Origin of the sequence: Nocardioides sp. CCNWLW239, from assembly GCF_037137035.1 — a bacterium.
In the GTDB taxonomy this organism is placed as follows: Bacteria; Actinomycetota; Actinomycetes; order Propionibacteriales; family Nocardioidaceae; genus Nocardioides.
Genome location: NZ_JBBBNW010000010.1, coordinates 73,158 through 87,018 on the forward strand (window position 1 = coordinate 73,158; position 13,861 = coordinate 87,018).

15 protein-coding genes are annotated in these 13,861 nt (G+C 70.2%); 5 read left to right on the forward strand and 10 right to left on the reverse strand.

Translation table 11 applies throughout. From position 1 onward, the window contains the following. Window positions 1–18 precede the first annotated feature (18 nt). Window positions 19–1,035, forward strand: a complete 1,017-nt coding sequence (locus WBG06_RS25525; protein ID WP_336740484.1) for an iron-siderophore ABC transporter substrate-binding protein — start codon at window positions 19–21, stop codon at window positions 1,033–1,035. After that, a complete protein-coding gene (locus tag WBG06_RS25530) occupies window positions 1,032–3,131 on the forward strand; it encodes an iron ABC transporter permease (RefSeq protein ID WP_336740486.1) in 2,100 nt (699 codons plus the stop codon). The genes WBG06_RS25525 and WBG06_RS25530 overlap by 4 nt, the downstream gene beginning before the upstream one ends. A 24-nt stretch (window positions 3,132–3,155) precedes the next feature. Here WBG06_RS25530 and WBG06_RS25535 read toward each other — a convergent pair whose 3' ends face one another. The 10 genes from WBG06_RS25535 to WBG06_RS25580 all read right to left on the reverse strand — a co-directional run bounded on the left by WBG06_RS25535 (window position 3,156) and on the right by WBG06_RS25580 (window position 11,444). Further along, window positions 3,156–4,196, reverse strand: coding sequence for a sensor histidine kinase (locus tag WBG06_RS25535; protein WP_336740487.1), 1,041 nt, complete (start codon window positions 4,194–4,196; stop codon window positions 3,156–3,158). Between the two features lie 37 nt (window positions 4,197–4,233). Then, window positions 4,234–5,433, reverse strand: a complete 1,200-nt coding sequence (locus WBG06_RS25540) for an oxygenase MpaB family protein (protein ID WP_336740489.1) — start codon at window positions 5,431–5,433, stop codon at window positions 4,234–4,236. Window positions 5,434–5,539: 106 nt separating this feature from the next. Next, window positions 5,540–6,736 carry an MFS transporter gene (locus WBG06_RS25545; RefSeq protein WP_336740491.1) on the reverse strand — a complete coding sequence of 399 codons (1,197 nt, stop codon included), beginning with the start codon at window positions 6,734–6,736 and terminating at the stop codon, window positions 5,540–5,542. A 3-nt stretch (window positions 6,737–6,739) separates the two neighbouring features. Further along, window positions 6,740–7,777 carry a MerR family transcriptional regulator gene (locus tag WBG06_RS25550; RefSeq protein WP_336740493.1) on the reverse strand — a complete coding sequence of 346 codons (1,038 nt, stop codon included), beginning with the start codon at window positions 7,775–7,777 and terminating at the stop codon, window positions 6,740–6,742. A gap of 33 nt (window positions 7,778–7,810) precedes the next feature. Beyond that, entirely contained in the window at window positions 7,811–8,152 is a 342-nt protein-coding gene (locus tag WBG06_RS25555) for an iron chaperone (RefSeq protein WP_336740494.1), read from the reverse strand. Window positions 8,153–8,254: 102 nt separating this feature from the next. After that, on the reverse strand, window positions 8,255–9,025 hold the full coding sequence (locus WBG06_RS25560) for a TrmH family RNA methyltransferase (RefSeq protein WP_336740496.1): 771 nt from the start codon (window positions 9,023–9,025) through the stop codon (window positions 8,255–8,257). 148 nt (window positions 9,026–9,173) lie between these two features. After that, window positions 9,174–9,557: a 50S ribosomal protein L20 gene (rplT, locus tag WBG06_RS25565; protein WP_336740498.1), complete on the reverse strand. Its 384-nt coding sequence runs from the start codon at window positions 9,555–9,557 to the stop codon at window positions 9,174–9,176. Window positions 9,558–9,614: 57 nt separating this feature from the next. Continuing rightward, complete coding sequence (locus WBG06_RS25570; protein ID WP_008359371.1) at window positions 9,615–9,827, reverse strand: large ribosomal subunit protein bL35; 213 nt, start codon at window positions 9,825–9,827, stop codon at window positions 9,615–9,617. Between the two features lie 75 nt (window positions 9,828–9,902). Then, entirely contained in the window at window positions 9,903–10,586 is a 684-nt protein-coding gene (infC, locus tag WBG06_RS25575) for a translation initiation factor IF-3 (RefSeq protein ID WP_336740515.1), read from the reverse strand. A gap of 363 nt (window positions 10,587–10,949) precedes the next feature. Next, complete coding sequence (locus tag WBG06_RS25580) at window positions 10,950–11,444, reverse strand: SseB family protein (protein WP_336740502.1); 495 nt, start codon at window positions 11,442–11,444, stop codon at window positions 10,950–10,952. Between the two features lie 88 nt (window positions 11,445–11,532). Between WBG06_RS25580 and WBG06_RS25585 the strand changes: the two genes are divergently transcribed. The 3 genes from WBG06_RS25585 to WBG06_RS25595 all read left to right on the forward strand — a co-directional run bounded on the left by WBG06_RS25585 (window position 11,533) and on the right by WBG06_RS25595 (window position 13,519). Then, on the forward strand, window positions 11,533–11,997 hold the full coding sequence (locus tag WBG06_RS25585) for a hypothetical protein (RefSeq protein WP_336740503.1): 465 nt from the start codon (window positions 11,533–11,535) through the stop codon (window positions 11,995–11,997). Between the two features lies 1 nt (window position 11,998). Next, complete coding sequence (locus tag WBG06_RS25590) at window positions 11,999–12,538, forward strand: uridine kinase family protein (RefSeq protein ID WP_336740505.1); 540 nt, start codon at window positions 11,999–12,001, stop codon at window positions 12,536–12,538. Between the two features lie 75 nt (window positions 12,539–12,613). Further along, on the forward strand, window positions 12,614–13,519 hold the full coding sequence (locus WBG06_RS25595) for an aldose 1-epimerase family protein (RefSeq protein ID WP_336740507.1): 906 nt from the start codon (window positions 12,614–12,616) through the stop codon (window positions 13,517–13,519). Window positions 13,520–13,861: the final 342 nt, after the last annotated feature.

A 13,861-nucleotide genomic window follows, 5' to 3' on the forward strand; every position in this document is an offset into this window, starting at 1 on the left:
ACACGAAGAGGAAAGACGATGTTTCGACGTACGACGACTGCTGCCCTGACGGCAGCCGGCGCCCTGATGCTGGCGGCCTGCGGACAGACCACGACCGCAGCCGACTCCGGTGACTCCGAGAAGAAGACCTCGGCCGGCTGCGAGGGCGTCGCGACCTCCACCGGGCCGGTCAGCCTGACCGACTCCTTCGGCAACAAGGTCGAGCTCGACAAGCCCGCCGAGCGGGTCGCGGTGCTCGAGTGGCAGCAGACCGAGGATCTCCTCAGCCTCTGCGTCGACCCGGTCGCGGTCGCCGACGGCAAGGGCTTCCGCACCTGGGACTCCGCCGAGGAGCTCCCCGAGAGCGCCACCGAGGTCGGCACCCGGGGCGAGCCGAACCTGGAGACCCTCTTCGGCACGAACCCCGACCTGATCGTGGTCGAGGCCTACACCGCCGAGGACGAGATCCTCAAGCAGCTCGCGAAGTACGACGTCCCGGTCCTGGCCACCAAGGGCGCCGACGCCAAGGACCCGGTCGCCAACATGGTGACCACCTTCGAGCTGATCGCCGAGGCGACCGGGCGCGAGGAGCAGGCGGAGAAGGTCGTCGGCGAGTTCGAGGACAAGCTGGCCGCGTCGAAGAAGGCGGTCGCGGACGCCGACGCCGCCGGGACCGAGTTCGTCTACTACGACGGCTGGGTCGACGGCGCCAACGTCGCGATCCGCCCCTTCGGCCAGGGTTCGCTGGTCGGTGAGCTCGGCGAGGAGATCGGGCTGAAGAACGCCTGGACCGGCAAGGTCGACCCTGCGTACGGTCTCGGGCAGACCGACATCGAGGGCATGACCACCCTCGGCGAGGCCACCTTCTTCCACACCGGCACCGTCGATCCCGCCGGTGACGTCAACGCCGAGCTCGCCAAGAACAAGGTCTGGACGTCGATCCCCGCGGTGAGCGAAGGTCGCGACCACGCCTTCCCTGCAGGGATCTGGACCTTCGGTGGTCCCCGTTCTGCCGAGCAGGTGCTCGACGCGTACGTAGACCTGCTCACCAAGTGACCGATGTCGCCAAAGCCCCGCGAGCAGGTGTCGGAGGTGCCTCTGTCGTCCTCCTGTGCCTGCTCGCCGGGCTGCTGCTGACCGCCTGCTGGCATCTCACCCAGGGCACCTCGGGAGTCGGCCCCGCCGACTTCCTGGACGCGCTGCTCGGGCGCGAGCAGGCTCACAGCGCGACCGCGTCGACGCTGGACATCATCACCGGGTCTCGGATCCCGCGCCTGGCCGCGGGCATCGCCGTCGGGTTCGCGCTCGGCGTCGCCGGGGCGCTCCTGCAGTCGCTCGCCCGCAACGCGATGGCGGCACCTGACACCCTCGCGGTGACCGGCGGTGCCTACTTCGCGGTGACCCTGGTCGCCGCGCTCGGCCTGTCGGTCCCGCTGTGGGCCTCGGGCATCACCGCGTTCCTCGGCGGCCTCGTGGCGGCAGCCGTCGTCCTCGCACTCGCCGGTGGCGCGGGCACGTCGACGACCCGGCTCATCCTGGCCGGATCCGCGGTCGCACTCGCCCTCCAGGCCGCTACGTCGACGCTGCTCATCCTCTACGCCGAGGAGACCACCAGCCTGTTCGCCTGGGGCAGCGGGTCGCTGAGCCAGCTCGGACTGCAGGCGTTCTGGCAGGTCGCCCCGGTGGTGGTCGTCGCGACCGTCGCCGGACTGCTGCTGGCACGCCGCCTCGACCTGCTCTCCGCAGGTGACGACGCCGCCTCGGTGCTCGGCGTCCCGGTTCGCTCCACCCGGGCGCTCGGGACGATCCTCGCGGTGCTGCTCACCTCGGCAGCAGTGACCCTGGCCGGACCGATCGGCTTCGTCGGTCTCTGTGCGCCGGTCCTGGTGCGCCTGCTCGGCCGGTTCGTCCCGACCCTGAACCGGCATGCCGTGCTGTTGCCGGCGGCCGGCCTCATGGGCGCCCTCGTCGTGGTCGTCGCCGATGTCGTCGTACGCGCCGCGCTGGGCGCCGACGAGGCCATGTCCGTGCCGACCGGGGTGACCACGACGATCGCCGGTGCGGTCGTGATGGTCCTTCTCGCCCGTGGCGGGCGCGACTCGGGTCCCACCCGTCGGCCACCGGGCGCCAACGTCACGGTCCGGAGCCGGCTCCGGTTCCTCGTCGTGCTCGTCCTGCTGCTCGCTCTGACCGTCGGCGCCACCGTCGTCGGCCTGCTGGCCGGTCATCAGTGGCTCTACACCGGCGACATCATCGCCTGGCTGCAGGGCGACGGCATCCCGCTGGTCCGGTTCGCCCTCGACGAGCGGGCGCCGCGGGTCGCCGCCGCCGTCCTCGCCGGAGGTGCCCTCGCCCTCGCCGGCAGCTTCGTCCAGGCCACGTGTCGCAACCCACTGGCCGAGCCGGGGATCCTCGGCATCACCGGCGGCGCTGGAGTGGGCGCCGTGATCGTGGTGACCGGTCTGTCCGCAGGCTGGAGCGGCGGCTCGTCGGCCGCCGCCTCGACGACCACCATGCTCATCGCCGCGACCATCGGATCGTTGGTCGCCTTCGGCCTGGTCTACGGACTGGCCTGGCGGCACGGGATCGACACCGACCGACTCGTGCTCATCGGGATCGGCGTCTGGTACGGGTCGGTCTCGCTCAGCACGTTCCTGCTGGTGCGCTCCAACCCGTGGGACACGCCACGCATCTACACCTGGCTCTCCGGCTCGACCTACGGTCGCAGCTGGGAGCAGGTCGTCCCGGTCGCGGTCGCGCTGGCGCTCGCGATCCCGATCGCGTTCGTCGTACGTCGCGAGCTCGACCTGCTCACGCTGGACGAGGACACCCCACGCCTGGTCGGGGTGCCCTCGGAGCGGGTCCGGCTGCTCATCCTGCTGACCGCCGCGGTGCTCACCGCGATGGCTGTCTCCGCAGTCGGTGTCGTCGGCTTCGTGGGTCTGGTCGCTCCACACATCGCCCGGGCGCTGGTCGGCGCCCGGAGCGCGCGGGTCGTCCCGGTCGCCATCCTGGTCGGAGCATTGCTCCTCGTGGTCGCCGACACCATCGGGCGCACCGCGATTAGCCCCGCCCAGGTCCCGGCCGGTCTCGTCGTCGCGCTCATCGGCGCGCCGTACTTCATCTTCCTGCTGGCTCGCTCCCGGCCGTGACCGGCGGCTCGAGCGGCCGGCCGTTCAGGTGGCCGGCTGCTCTCGGGGCCAGGTCACCTCGATCCGGGCACCACCTTCCTCGGCGTCGGCGATCCTCACCGTGCCGCCGTGGGCGTGGGTGAGCCCGCCGACGATGTAGAGGCCCAGGCCGGAGCCCCCGCGCGCGCCGTGCTTCCAGAACTTCGTGAACACGCGCTGGCGCAGCTCGACCGGGATGCCCTCGCCGTGGTCCTCGACGACCAGCAGGATCTGGTCAGGGTCGGGCGCCGCGTCCAGGATCACGGTGACGACACCGTCGCCATGACGTACGGCGTTCTCGACGAGGTTGGTCACCACCTGGGTGAACTTGTCCGGGTCGGCGTGGATCTCCAGCTCGTCCTCACGGGTGCGGATGTCGAGCTCGATGGCACGAGAGGTGGCCGATCCCACGGACTCGACCACGCGGGTGACCAGCACGGAGGCGTCGCTGGCTCGCGGGTAGAGCTGCAGGCGGCCGGTGTCGATCCGGGCGACGTCTAGGAGCTCGGCGATCAGCCTCGAGAGCCGGTCGGAGTCGGAGGCGACGGTCTTCAGCATCAGCTTCTTCTGATCGTCGTTGAGCCTGTCCCACCGGTTCAGGAGCGCCTGGACGAACCCCTTGACGCCGGTCAGCGGCGAGCGCAGCTCGTGGGCGACGGTGGCGACCAGGTCGGAGCGCTCCCGGTCGAGGCGTTTGCGGCCCCGGCCGGAGCGCAGCGAGATCGAGACCTGATCGACTGCGGCGTCCAGGGACGGGCGCCGGATCGTCGAGACGACCAGCACCTCGGTGCCGTCCGGAAGCAGCCAGGCCTGCTCGGGGGTCCCGGTGACGGTCGGCAGAGTGTCGTAGGGCCGGTTGACCTCCGCCCAGGTCTGCCCCTCCGTGTTGCTGAGCCTGAGTACGTCGCCCAGCGTCCGCCCGATGCTCGCGCACGGGTCGACGCCGAGCATCCGCCCGGCCAGGGCAGAGACCAGGACGACCATGCCGTCCCCGTCGGCGACGACGACACCGTCGGGCAGGGCATCGGCGAGATCTCGGGCGTCCACGCCGACACCCTAGTCCGATGGCCGGGTCGATGGACTGCTACTCCGGCCGATTGCTCAGTGGCAGCGTGATCGGGGCCGGGTCACCGGGCGAGAAGTAGATCTTGATGAAGGTGTGCACCGCCTCGGGGAGGAGGTTGGAGACGATCGGAATGTTGGGGACGGTGCTCTGATAGGAGGTCACCAGCAGCGGCACGGCGCCCGCCCACAGCGGCGCGAGCACCGGATCCCTGTCGAAGCCGATCATGTCGGCGTACGCATCCCCGATCACGTAGCGCCCCAGCGACTCCAGCTCGTGGCGCAGCAGCGGGTTGCCCTCTCCGATCACCGAGTCGAGCAGAGCCTGGGCGAGCTCGACGCCCTCCCGGGTGCCGCCGGTCGCCGGCCCCATCACCTGGTCATACTGCGCGTAGGCCGCGGCCCAGTCCTTCGGCAGGTACTGGTCCTGCACACCGAGGAGATGCAGATCCACGTTCCAGGCATGGAGGAACGCCTCCGCGAGCTCCTCGCTCGGCGCGATGTTCCACTCGGTGAACTTCCTCATCACCCAGGTGCCAAGGCTGTGGAAGGTGACCAGGATGTCGGCCTGGCTGATCGGGATCTTCTGGCCGGCGCCGACGCGCGACCAGTGCGGAGACTGCGGCAGGAGGTGCCGTACGGCCGCGTGGACCATCCGGGTCTTGACCGAGTTGACCATCAACCGGCCTGATGCGGTCCACCCCTGGGCGTCCATCACGTCATAGCCGAGCACGGTCGTCTTGGCGATCCGGTCGCGCATGTCGGACCCGCCGTAGGAGTAGTAGACCGACCACGCCTCACGCTTGATCGCACAGCTGATCAGGCCGCTGCCGAGGGTGTAGAGGAGCGCGAGGAAGAAGCCGTATCTCTCCTCGTTGAACGTCCCGGCCAGCTGCAGCTTCCCCTGGTCGGCCCAGGCCGGGAGCCGGCGCGCCTCCTCGATGAAGTCGACCAGATAGCCCGGCAGCCCGTCGGGAAGGGGCTGGTCGTTGGTGGTCCAGCCCTCGAGGATCTCGTTGACCTCCGCGACCTTGTCGATGCCCTCACCGTAGAGGCGCTCGATGACCGGGTCGGCCCGGACGTCCCAGACGTGGTCGGGGTCCAGGCCCGCCCCCGTGCCCGCGATCGACGCGCTCGGTGCCCACGTCCACAGCGGGAGCGTCACGCTGGTCGCTGCTGCCCCGCCAGCGGCCAGCAGCCGTCGTCTGCTCACGTTCGTCATACCGCGCTCCTTCTCGACGCCCTGAGAGAACCTCCGCAGCTCGAGTGAAACAGGTTTGCCATTCGTGTATCAGACCCACCGGGGTATCCACGCACCCCGGTGTCCGTTATCCGCTGATCGGCTCCAGCACCGGCTGACGCGGCAGCCGCGCGACCCGGGCAGCGGCAGGCACCGTGGCCAGGAGCAGGACGGCGACGAGGACGAGCGCCAGCCGGAGGTCGAACCCGGCCGCCACACCGAGCATGGGCGTGGCGAGCAGGACCGGGACCGTCTGGGCGGCCTGGGTCAGGCTCGAGAACCGAGCCAGCATCTCCGGCGGCGTGCTGGCGACGAACGCCGGGATGAGGTAGCTGGTCAGCATCGTCGTGCCGACGCCGACCAGGCCGATCGCGACGACCCCCACCCAGAGCTCGGTACGCACCGCCAGGAGGACCACGCCACCGGCGGCCAGCGCGGGCCCCATGACCGCGACGGGCGCGCGGGGCGCTCCCCACCGGGCGACGGCGAGGGACATCACCAGTCCCCCAGCCACCCAGGCCCCCGAGACGAGACCCGTCTCGGCCGCGGTCCAGCCGCGTTCGCGGCCGGCGAGCGGCAGAGCGAGCATCACCAGCGGGAGCACCGTCGCCGCGAGGCCGGTGATGGCCACCAGCACCGGGACGACCCCCGGGGTTCGTGCCGCGGTCCGCATCCCGTCGACGAGGCTGCGCCACACCGAGCCCTGACGGGGCGTCGGAGCCGGCTCGTACGGTGGGCGCACCGCCAGGAGCACGGCAAGGACGACGGCGAACGTCGCGGCATCCAGCCCCGCGGTCAGGGGCAGGCCACCGTGGCCGATCAGCACGCCTCCGACCGCGGGCCCGGCGGCACGGGCGATCTGATGGACCGATCCGACCAGCGCCATCCGCCGGTCCAGATCCTCAGACCCGAACAGCCGCGGAAAGACTCCTTCGGCCGGACGCCGGAGGGCTTGGACGGTGCCGGAGAGGACTCCGAGGGCGATCAGCATCCACAGCCCGGCGCCACCGATCGCGCCGATCGCGAAGCCGGCCATGATCAGCACCATCGCGGCATCGCACACGGCCATGGTGCGACGGATGCCGATCCGGTCGGCCAGCACGCCACCGACGAGCACGAGCAACGCCAGCGGGATCCCCTCGATGGTCAGCACGAGACTGGCAGCATCGGCCCCGAAGCCGGCTGCCGCCCAGCCGATCGCGAAAAACGTCACCGAGTCCCCGAACACCGAGGCGGTCGACGCTGCCAGCCAGGGGCGGAACCCCTGGCTCACGATCCTTCCCATCGCTCAGCCCTCGTGGCGCACAGGCATGACCAGTGCGGTGAACCCGGGCTGATACGGCGAGGTGAGCACGACCGGCCGGTCCGGCGCGGTCACCGCGAGCTGCACCTCCTCGCCCAGACACGTTGCCAACGCGCGGCCGAGCAGGGCCGTGCCTAGCCGGAGCCGGGTCGGCGGACCGGTCACCACGCCGCGTACGTCGCTCTGCTCGGCCGTCTGCGGTGACCGCAGCCGAGCGTGGTCGCCGAGGAAGAGGTCGACCTCGGCATATGCGGCCGCGTCGAGCCCGGCGAGCAGATCGGCCCGCGCAAGCACCGCGCGGGTGGGGGCGGGGTCGAGGCCTGCCAGCACGAGCCGGTGAGCCGGGTAGGTGGCGTCGCGGCCCAGCGACCGGCCGGCGAGGGTGAGGGTGCCGTCGGCGATCCGCAGCTCGGCGCTCGTGATCGCGTCGAGCCCGTCGGCCAGCGCCGCCGCGTCCGGCAGGGACAGCACCGCCCGGCCGCCGTCGCCCTCGGCTGCGGCCGCCAGCGTACGTACCGCCATCCAGTAGCGGTTGGTCGCCACCACGTCGACACCGCCGCCATCGACATCGATGAGGACCGAGGCGAGCTCGGAGGCCGGGTCGGCCTCGGCCGCATGACGCACCTGTCGGATCGCAGCGGCCAGCACGGGCCCGGGGACCTCGACGACGGCCGGCCTGGCGGCGGGACCGGCGTCGACGGCGGCCAGCACGCCGCGCACCGCCTCCTCGGCCCGCGCGGTGCGCGCGCTCTGGTCCTCGAGGAAATTGGCCAGCGCGGCTCGGGCCTCGGTCGCCGGCGAGTCGAGGACCACCCTCATCGTCCCGATCGGGACCCCTGCCTCGCGCATGCCGACGATCAACCGAGCCCGGTCGGCGAGCTCAGGGGTGTAGTAGCGATAGCCGGTGCCGGTGTCGACCTCCGCAGGCACGAGCAACCCGCACTCGTCGTAATGGCGCAGCGCGCTCGCGGTCAGCCCCACGGCGCGCGCGAACGCCCCGATCGTCAACAGTGGTTCATCCATGCCGACACCATCGGCCTTCAGGTGAGATGAAGGTCAAGCGATCTGAGCAGCACGCAACCGCACGAGCTCGCTGAAGGCGTCGTCCGGCAGCGGATGCTCGACCGTGCAGTAGAGCGATCCCCCGCCCTCGGAGACCTCGAACTCCCCCGCGACCTGGGCGTTCAGGCTTCCGCTGAACGGGATCACCGACAGACCGGCCTTGGTCGCCACCACCGAGACCAGCCCCTTCCCGCGCAGCGTGTAGCACGCCATCGCATACTTCTTCCCGGGGACGGCTTCGGGGAACAGCTCTCGCACCAGCTCGTAGTAGTGCTCGATCAAGGCGCGCTTCGCCGGCTCGATGCCGGAGAGATAGTCCATCACTGGGTCGCTCACGCGGCCACCTCCGTAGCGCGAGCGCGATGATACGGACGCGGCCGCGCGATGACTGTCTGGTTCACTCGCTGACGCTCGCTCACGATCCCACCATAAGCGGACTCAGCGCTGAGCGCGGGCGCTGGCGTAGAGGCAGAGCGCGGCTGCCGTGGAGAGGTTGAGCGACTCGGCGCGGCCGAAGATCGGGATCGAGACGACGTGGTCGGCCGCGGCGGTGAGCTCGTCGGTCAGGCCCCAGGCCTCGTTGCCGAAGAGCCACGCAGACGGTTCGACGAGCAGATTGTCCGCCTCGAAGATGTCGGCCTCGCCGTGCATGTCGGCGGCGAGGACGGTCAGCCCCGCGGACTTGGCTGCCTCGACCGCGACCAGCGGGTCGCGCTCGATCGCGACCGGGAGGTGGAAGGCGGATCCCACCGAGGCCCGGATGGTCTTGGGGTTGTAGAGATCGACCGAGTCGCCGGCGAGGATGACGCCGGACGCGCCCGCCGCGTCCGCGCAGCGGATGACGGTGCCGGCGTTGCCGGGGTCGCGTACATCGGCGCAGATCACCACGAGCGGGCCGGCGACGTCGGTGATCGGGACGTCGAGGAACCGGCACAGCGCCACCACACCGGCAGGGGTGACCGAGTCGGACAGGCCGGCCATCGCTCGGTCCTCGACCAGCGTGACCGGCTGATCGGCCAGCAGCGAGGCGTACGTCTCGGCGCCCGCCTCCGTCGCGAAGATCTCGAGCACGCAACCCTCGATGCCGAGGGCCCCCTCGATCGCCTTGGGCCCGTCGGCGAGGAACTGCCGCCGCTCGGTCCGGACGGCTCGGCGAGCGAGCTTCCGGATCTCCTTCAGGCGGGCATTTCCTGCAGCCAGCGGCGTCATCCGGTCTCCTTCATGGGGCATCTCCCCGCCATGTCGGGGACTGAAACGGCGTGCAGGACGAGGGAACGTCCCGAGCATGCAGCGACGCCCGCCTCCGCTGCTGCGTCGACGGGCGTCCCTACGAGATCTAACTCGGCCGAGAACTGGCTCAGGCGTTCGCCGGGGCGTTGACGTCCTCCGGCAGGGCGGCCTTGGCCTGGGCGACGAGCGCGTTGAACGCGGTCACGTCGTTGACGGCGAGGTCGGCGAGGATCTTGCGGTCGACCTCGACGCCGGCCAGGTTGAGACCCTGGATGAAGCGGTTGTAGGTCATGCCCTCGGCGCGCGCCGCGGCGTTGATCCGCTGGATCCACAGGCGACGGAAGTTGCCCTTGTTCTTGCGGCGGTCGTTGTAGGAGTAGACCAGCGAGTGGGTGACCTGCTCCTTCGCCTTGCGGTAGAGGCGCGAGCGCTGGCCACGGTAACCGGAGGCCCGCTCGAGGGTGGTGCGACGCTTCTTCGCAGCGTTCACTGCGCGCTTGACGCGTGCCATTTCAGTGCTCCTTGAATGCTAGGGAAAGTTTCGGGGTGCTCTGCTGTCCGAGCAGGCTCAGCGACCGAGCAGCTTCTTCGCGCGCTTGACGTCGGCGGGGGCGAGCTCCACCAGGCCAGCGTTGCGACGGTGCTTCTTGCGCGAGCCCGTGGTCGGCGCGGAGGCGAACGCAGCGCCGGACTTGCGGCCGGCCTGCAGACGCTGGATCTTCCCGGAACCGGTCACCTTGAAGCGCTTCTTGGAACCGGAGTGGGTCTTGTTCTTCGGCATGTTCTTCTCTCTCTCGTCGTCCGGCCGGTCACGGGGCGCCGCGGCGGCGGAAGTCTGTTGGGTCGGCCCGGAGGCTCAGACGTCGATGTCGGGGTCGAGGTTCTCCGAGCGGCGCTTCGCCTTCGGAGCGGAGACCGGACGTGCGGCGTTCGCAGCCGTACGCTCCGCCTTCTCGGCAGCCTCGTCGGCGGCGCGCTCGGCGGCCTTCTCCTCCTTGGCCGTCTTCGCCTCGACCTTCGCGTCGGCCTTCTTCTTGTGAGGGCCGAGCACCATGATCATGTTGCGGCCGTCCTGCTTCGGCGCGGACTCGACGAAGCCCAGCTCCTGGACGTCGTCGGCCAGCTGCTGCAGCAGGCGGAAGCCGAGCTCGGGACGGTGCTGCTCACGACCGCGGAACATGATCGTGATCTTGACCTTGTCCCCCGCGTTGAGGAACCGCACGACGTGACCCTTCTTGGTCTCGTAGTCGTGCTTGTCGATCTTGGGACGAAGCTTCATCTCCTTGATGATCACGTTCGTCTGGTTTCGACGGGCTTCACGGGCCTTCTGGGCGTTCTCGTACTTGAACTTCCCGTAGTCCATGAGCTTGCAGACCGGCGGCTTGCCCTGCGGGGCGATCTCGACGAGGTCGAGGTCGGCCTCCTGGGCCAGGCGCAGCGCGTCAGGGGTCGGCACGATGCCGACCGTCTCTCCGTTGGGACCAACGAGGCGGACCTCGGGAACCCGGATCCGGTCGTTGATACGAAGCTCAGTGCTGATGTGTCCTCCAGTTGTTTGGCTGCGGAGGCTCTGGCTCTCGGTCCCGGGCCGCGTGCACGGGCGGTCCGGAAATGAAAAAGGGCTTCCGCTGGATTGTCACAAGCGGAAGCCAGTCAGACGCTCACCCATGCACGGGCTCGCACCACCGAGTACGTCGACCCATCACTGGGGCATCGTCCTCTGGACCGGACCCGACGACCTGTGTAGCGGGCGGTCGATGCGGGTGGGAGAACGCTTTCGTGATCTCCGCTTGTTGGATCAGACCCACGGCGTACGTCGGTCTGATCGGTCAACACGGAACACTACTGCAACATTCCGCACTGCACCCAATCGTGGGGCGAGCTCGCGCTGGTCAGCGCAGCCTCAGGGCCGCACCCAGGCCGTACGCGGCCCGACGGTCGCCAGCTGCCAGCCCTCGGCCACCTTCTGCAGGTCGTCGCCCTCGATCGCGAACGGGACCGGCCCGGCGAGATCCAGCACGAGGGCGTCGGCACCGTCGTGGACGGCGGCCTGGGCGGCGTCACGCAGCGAGACCGGCACCGGGCGGGCATCGGCCTGCCACGCCTGTAGCGGAGCGGTGCCGCTGAACCCGAGCAGGGCCTGTCGGCCGTCGGCGCCGGTGAGCAGCACGGTGGCCATGTCGGAGGTCTTGTCGTGGGCCAGACCGGCCTCGTCGATCTCGACCTCGCCCAGCACCGCGACGACCGGGACCAGCACCCGGGCCTCGGCCAGGACGATGAGCACGTCGGCGTGGGTGGCTCGGCCTGCGGCGTACGACCCCAGCACGCTTGCGACCTCAGGACTCGTCTCGCCGGTGTCGCCGGGAAACGCTGTGCCGAGGAGTCGCTTGTCGTTCATCGGACCCATTGAACCTCAGCAGAAGATCAGGGCTGATATCGGGGACAGTCCGGGTGCCAGACGACCACGACAGTGGAAGACTGCAGGTATGGACCAAGGCGCCTACCTCGCACTCGCTGCCGCGCTCACGATTCTGGGAGCGATCTGGACCTGGGTCGCGTTCCGACGGCGCGGTCTCGGAGCCGGCACGAGGGCCCTCGGGTGGACGCTGCTCGCCCCTGCGGCCTATCTGACCGGCCTGCTGCGCGCGAGCGGCAGGATCGTGGACGCGATCGCCGACTGGGCTGCGCGTCTGGTGTTCAGCCCGACCGTCTGGATCGGGTTCGGTCTCGCCGCGCTCGCGATCGTGCTGATCTTCGTCGCCCGCCTCCTGCCGACGAAGGAGAAGCCGAGCCGGGCAGCACGGAAGGCTGCAGGCGCCGCACCCGCCGGTTCTGCCGGCCCCGCCTCGGTCACGGCGCCGCCGCGTACGGCCAAGGGCCCGGTGCTCGACGACGATGACGAGGACATGGCCGACGTCAACGACATCTTGAAGAAGTACGGCATCTCCTGAGTTGACCGACTCCCCCTCCGCCGACCTCCTGATGGTCGCGATGAGCCGCCCGGCCACCCTCGGCCCCGGGCGGCTGGTCTGCATCGACGGGCCCGCCGGGTCGGGCAAGACGACGCTGGCCACCGCCCTGGCCGAGGCGACGCAGGCGCCGGTGGTCCACATGGACGACCTCTACGCCGGCTGGGACGGCCTCGCCGACGGCATCGCCCAGCTCGAGACAGTCCTGCTCCCCCTCGTCGAGGGCGCCCCCGGGTCCTACCGCCGCTACGACTGGCACCGAGGGTCCTACGCGGAGACCGTCCTGGTCCCACCGAGCCCACTGCTGGTGATCGAAGGCGTGGGCAGCGGCGCGGCCGCCTACGACAGCTTCCGCAGCGCCCTCGCCTGGGTCGACGCACCGGAGGATGTGCGCAAGACGCGCGGTCTCGACCGCGACGGCGACACCTTCGCGCCGCACTGGGACGCCTGGGCCGCCGCCGAGGCTGCGCACTTCGCCGAGAACCAGACCGCGGCCCGTGCCGACATCATCGTCACGACCTAGCCTTCCCGCGGCGGGCCCGCCGAGTAGCGGCACTCGGTAGCAGCACCGGATGGGCCCACTGGATAGCCTGGGCGCGTGCTGAGACCGAGTGGAGAGCAGTTCACGATCGACGGCGGGGGTTACTCCGCGACGGTGACGGAGAGCGGTGGCGCGCTGCGGCTGCTGTCGTACGAGGGGCGAGACCTGGTCGCCGGGTTCGGTGACGACCAGCAGTCCAGCGGCGGCAAGGGACAGCTGCTGGCGCCGTGGCCCAACCGGATCCGTGACGGACGCTACGAGTTCGGCGGGAAGACCCACCAGCTCGGGCTCACCGAGGTCGCCCGCAACAATGCCTCCCACGGGCTGGTCCGGTGGGCACAGTGGCTGCCCATCGAGGAGGCCAAGAGCTCGATCACCCTCGCGACCCGGCTGATGGCGCAGAGCGGCTACCCGTGGACGCTCGACCTCGAGGTGACGTACGCGATCGGGCCCGACGGTCTCACCGTCACCCAGTCGGCGACCAACCACGCCGACTCCCCCGCACCGTACGCCGCCGGAGCCCACCCCTATCTCACCGTCGGCGCCGGTCCGGTCGACACCTGGACGCTCACCCTCCCCGCCCGGACCCGCCTGCTCTCCGACCCCGAGCGCAAGCTGCCCACGACCAGCGAGGCGACCGCCGGGACGGACTACGACTTCACCTCCGCCAGACCCATCGGCGACGTCGTCCTGGACCACGCGTTCACCGACCTCGACCGCGGCGAGGACGGCCGGGCCACCGTCACGATCCAGGGTCCCGACGGTGGCGTCGCGCTCTGGGTCGACCAGCGTCACCCGTGGCTGATGGTCTACAGCGCCGACGACCAGTCGCCGGTGCGCGGCAGCCTCGCCGTCGAGCCGATGACCGCTCCCCCGGACGCCTTCAACTCCGGCACCGATCTGATCACGCTGGCTCCTGACGAGCGGATCGAGGTCTCCTGGGGCATCGCCGCAATCGGCTGACGGGCCGATGACCTTGCTGGCCTACGGCGAGCAAGGCATGTTTCGTCAGGCTATCTGGGGGCTGGGGTTGGGCCGCCGACCCTCCTTCGAGGGTCTTCTCGATCTGTCCCGGAGTCATGGACGGCCTGCGGCCGCCGGCTGACGCCGGCCGCTTCGCGGTCCTTGACACCGGGCCTGATCGAGAAAAGATTTGGCTGGCTATCGGGACGGCGGCCCCGGTGTGGCCGGGAGGCACGCTGTCCCCTGGGATGAGACACGCTCTTCGCGCTGAACGAACGTTCGTTCATCCCAAAGAGAGTCCCCTCCGCCGGTGAAAGAAAAACTTCCTTCACCGCCAACCCG

What these genes read in the sequence shown, in the direction of transcription:
- WBG06_RS25525 (WP_336740484.1), top strand. Translation starts at nt 19, where the DNA reads ATGTTTCGACGTACGACGACTGCTGCCCTGACGGCAGCCGGCGCCCTG.
- WBG06_RS25540 (WP_336740489.1), bottom strand. Translation starts at nt 5,433, where the DNA reads ATGACGAACGTGAGCAGACGACGGCTGCTGGCCGCTGGCGGGGCAGCA.
- WBG06_RS25545 (WP_336740491.1), bottom strand. Translation starts at nt 6,736, where the DNA reads ATGGGAAGGATCGTGAGCCAGGGGTTCCGCCCCTGGCTGGCAGCGTCG.
- WBG06_RS25550 (WP_336740493.1), bottom strand. Translation starts at nt 7,777, where the DNA reads ATGGATGAACCACTGTTGACGATCGGGGCGTTCGCGCGCGCCGTGGGG.
- WBG06_RS25560 (WP_336740496.1), bottom strand. Translation starts at nt 9,025, where the DNA reads ATGACGCCGCTGGCTGCAGGAAATGCCCGCCTGAAGGAGATCCGGAAG.
- rplT (WP_336740498.1), bottom strand. Translation starts at nt 9,557, where the DNA reads ATGGCACGCGTCAAGCGCGCAGTGAACGCTGCGAAGAAGCGTCGCACC.
- WBG06_RS25570 (WP_008359371.1), bottom strand. Translation starts at nt 9,827, where the DNA reads ATGCCGAAGAACAAGACCCACTCCGGTTCCAAGAAGCGCTTCAAGGTG.
- WBG06_RS25580 (WP_336740502.1), bottom strand. Translation starts at nt 11,444, where the DNA reads ATGAACGACAAGCGACTCCTCGGCACAGCGTTTCCCGGCGACACCGGC.
- WBG06_RS25585 (WP_336740503.1), top strand. Translation starts at nt 11,533, where the DNA reads ATGGACCAAGGCGCCTACCTCGCACTCGCTGCCGCGCTCACGATTCTG.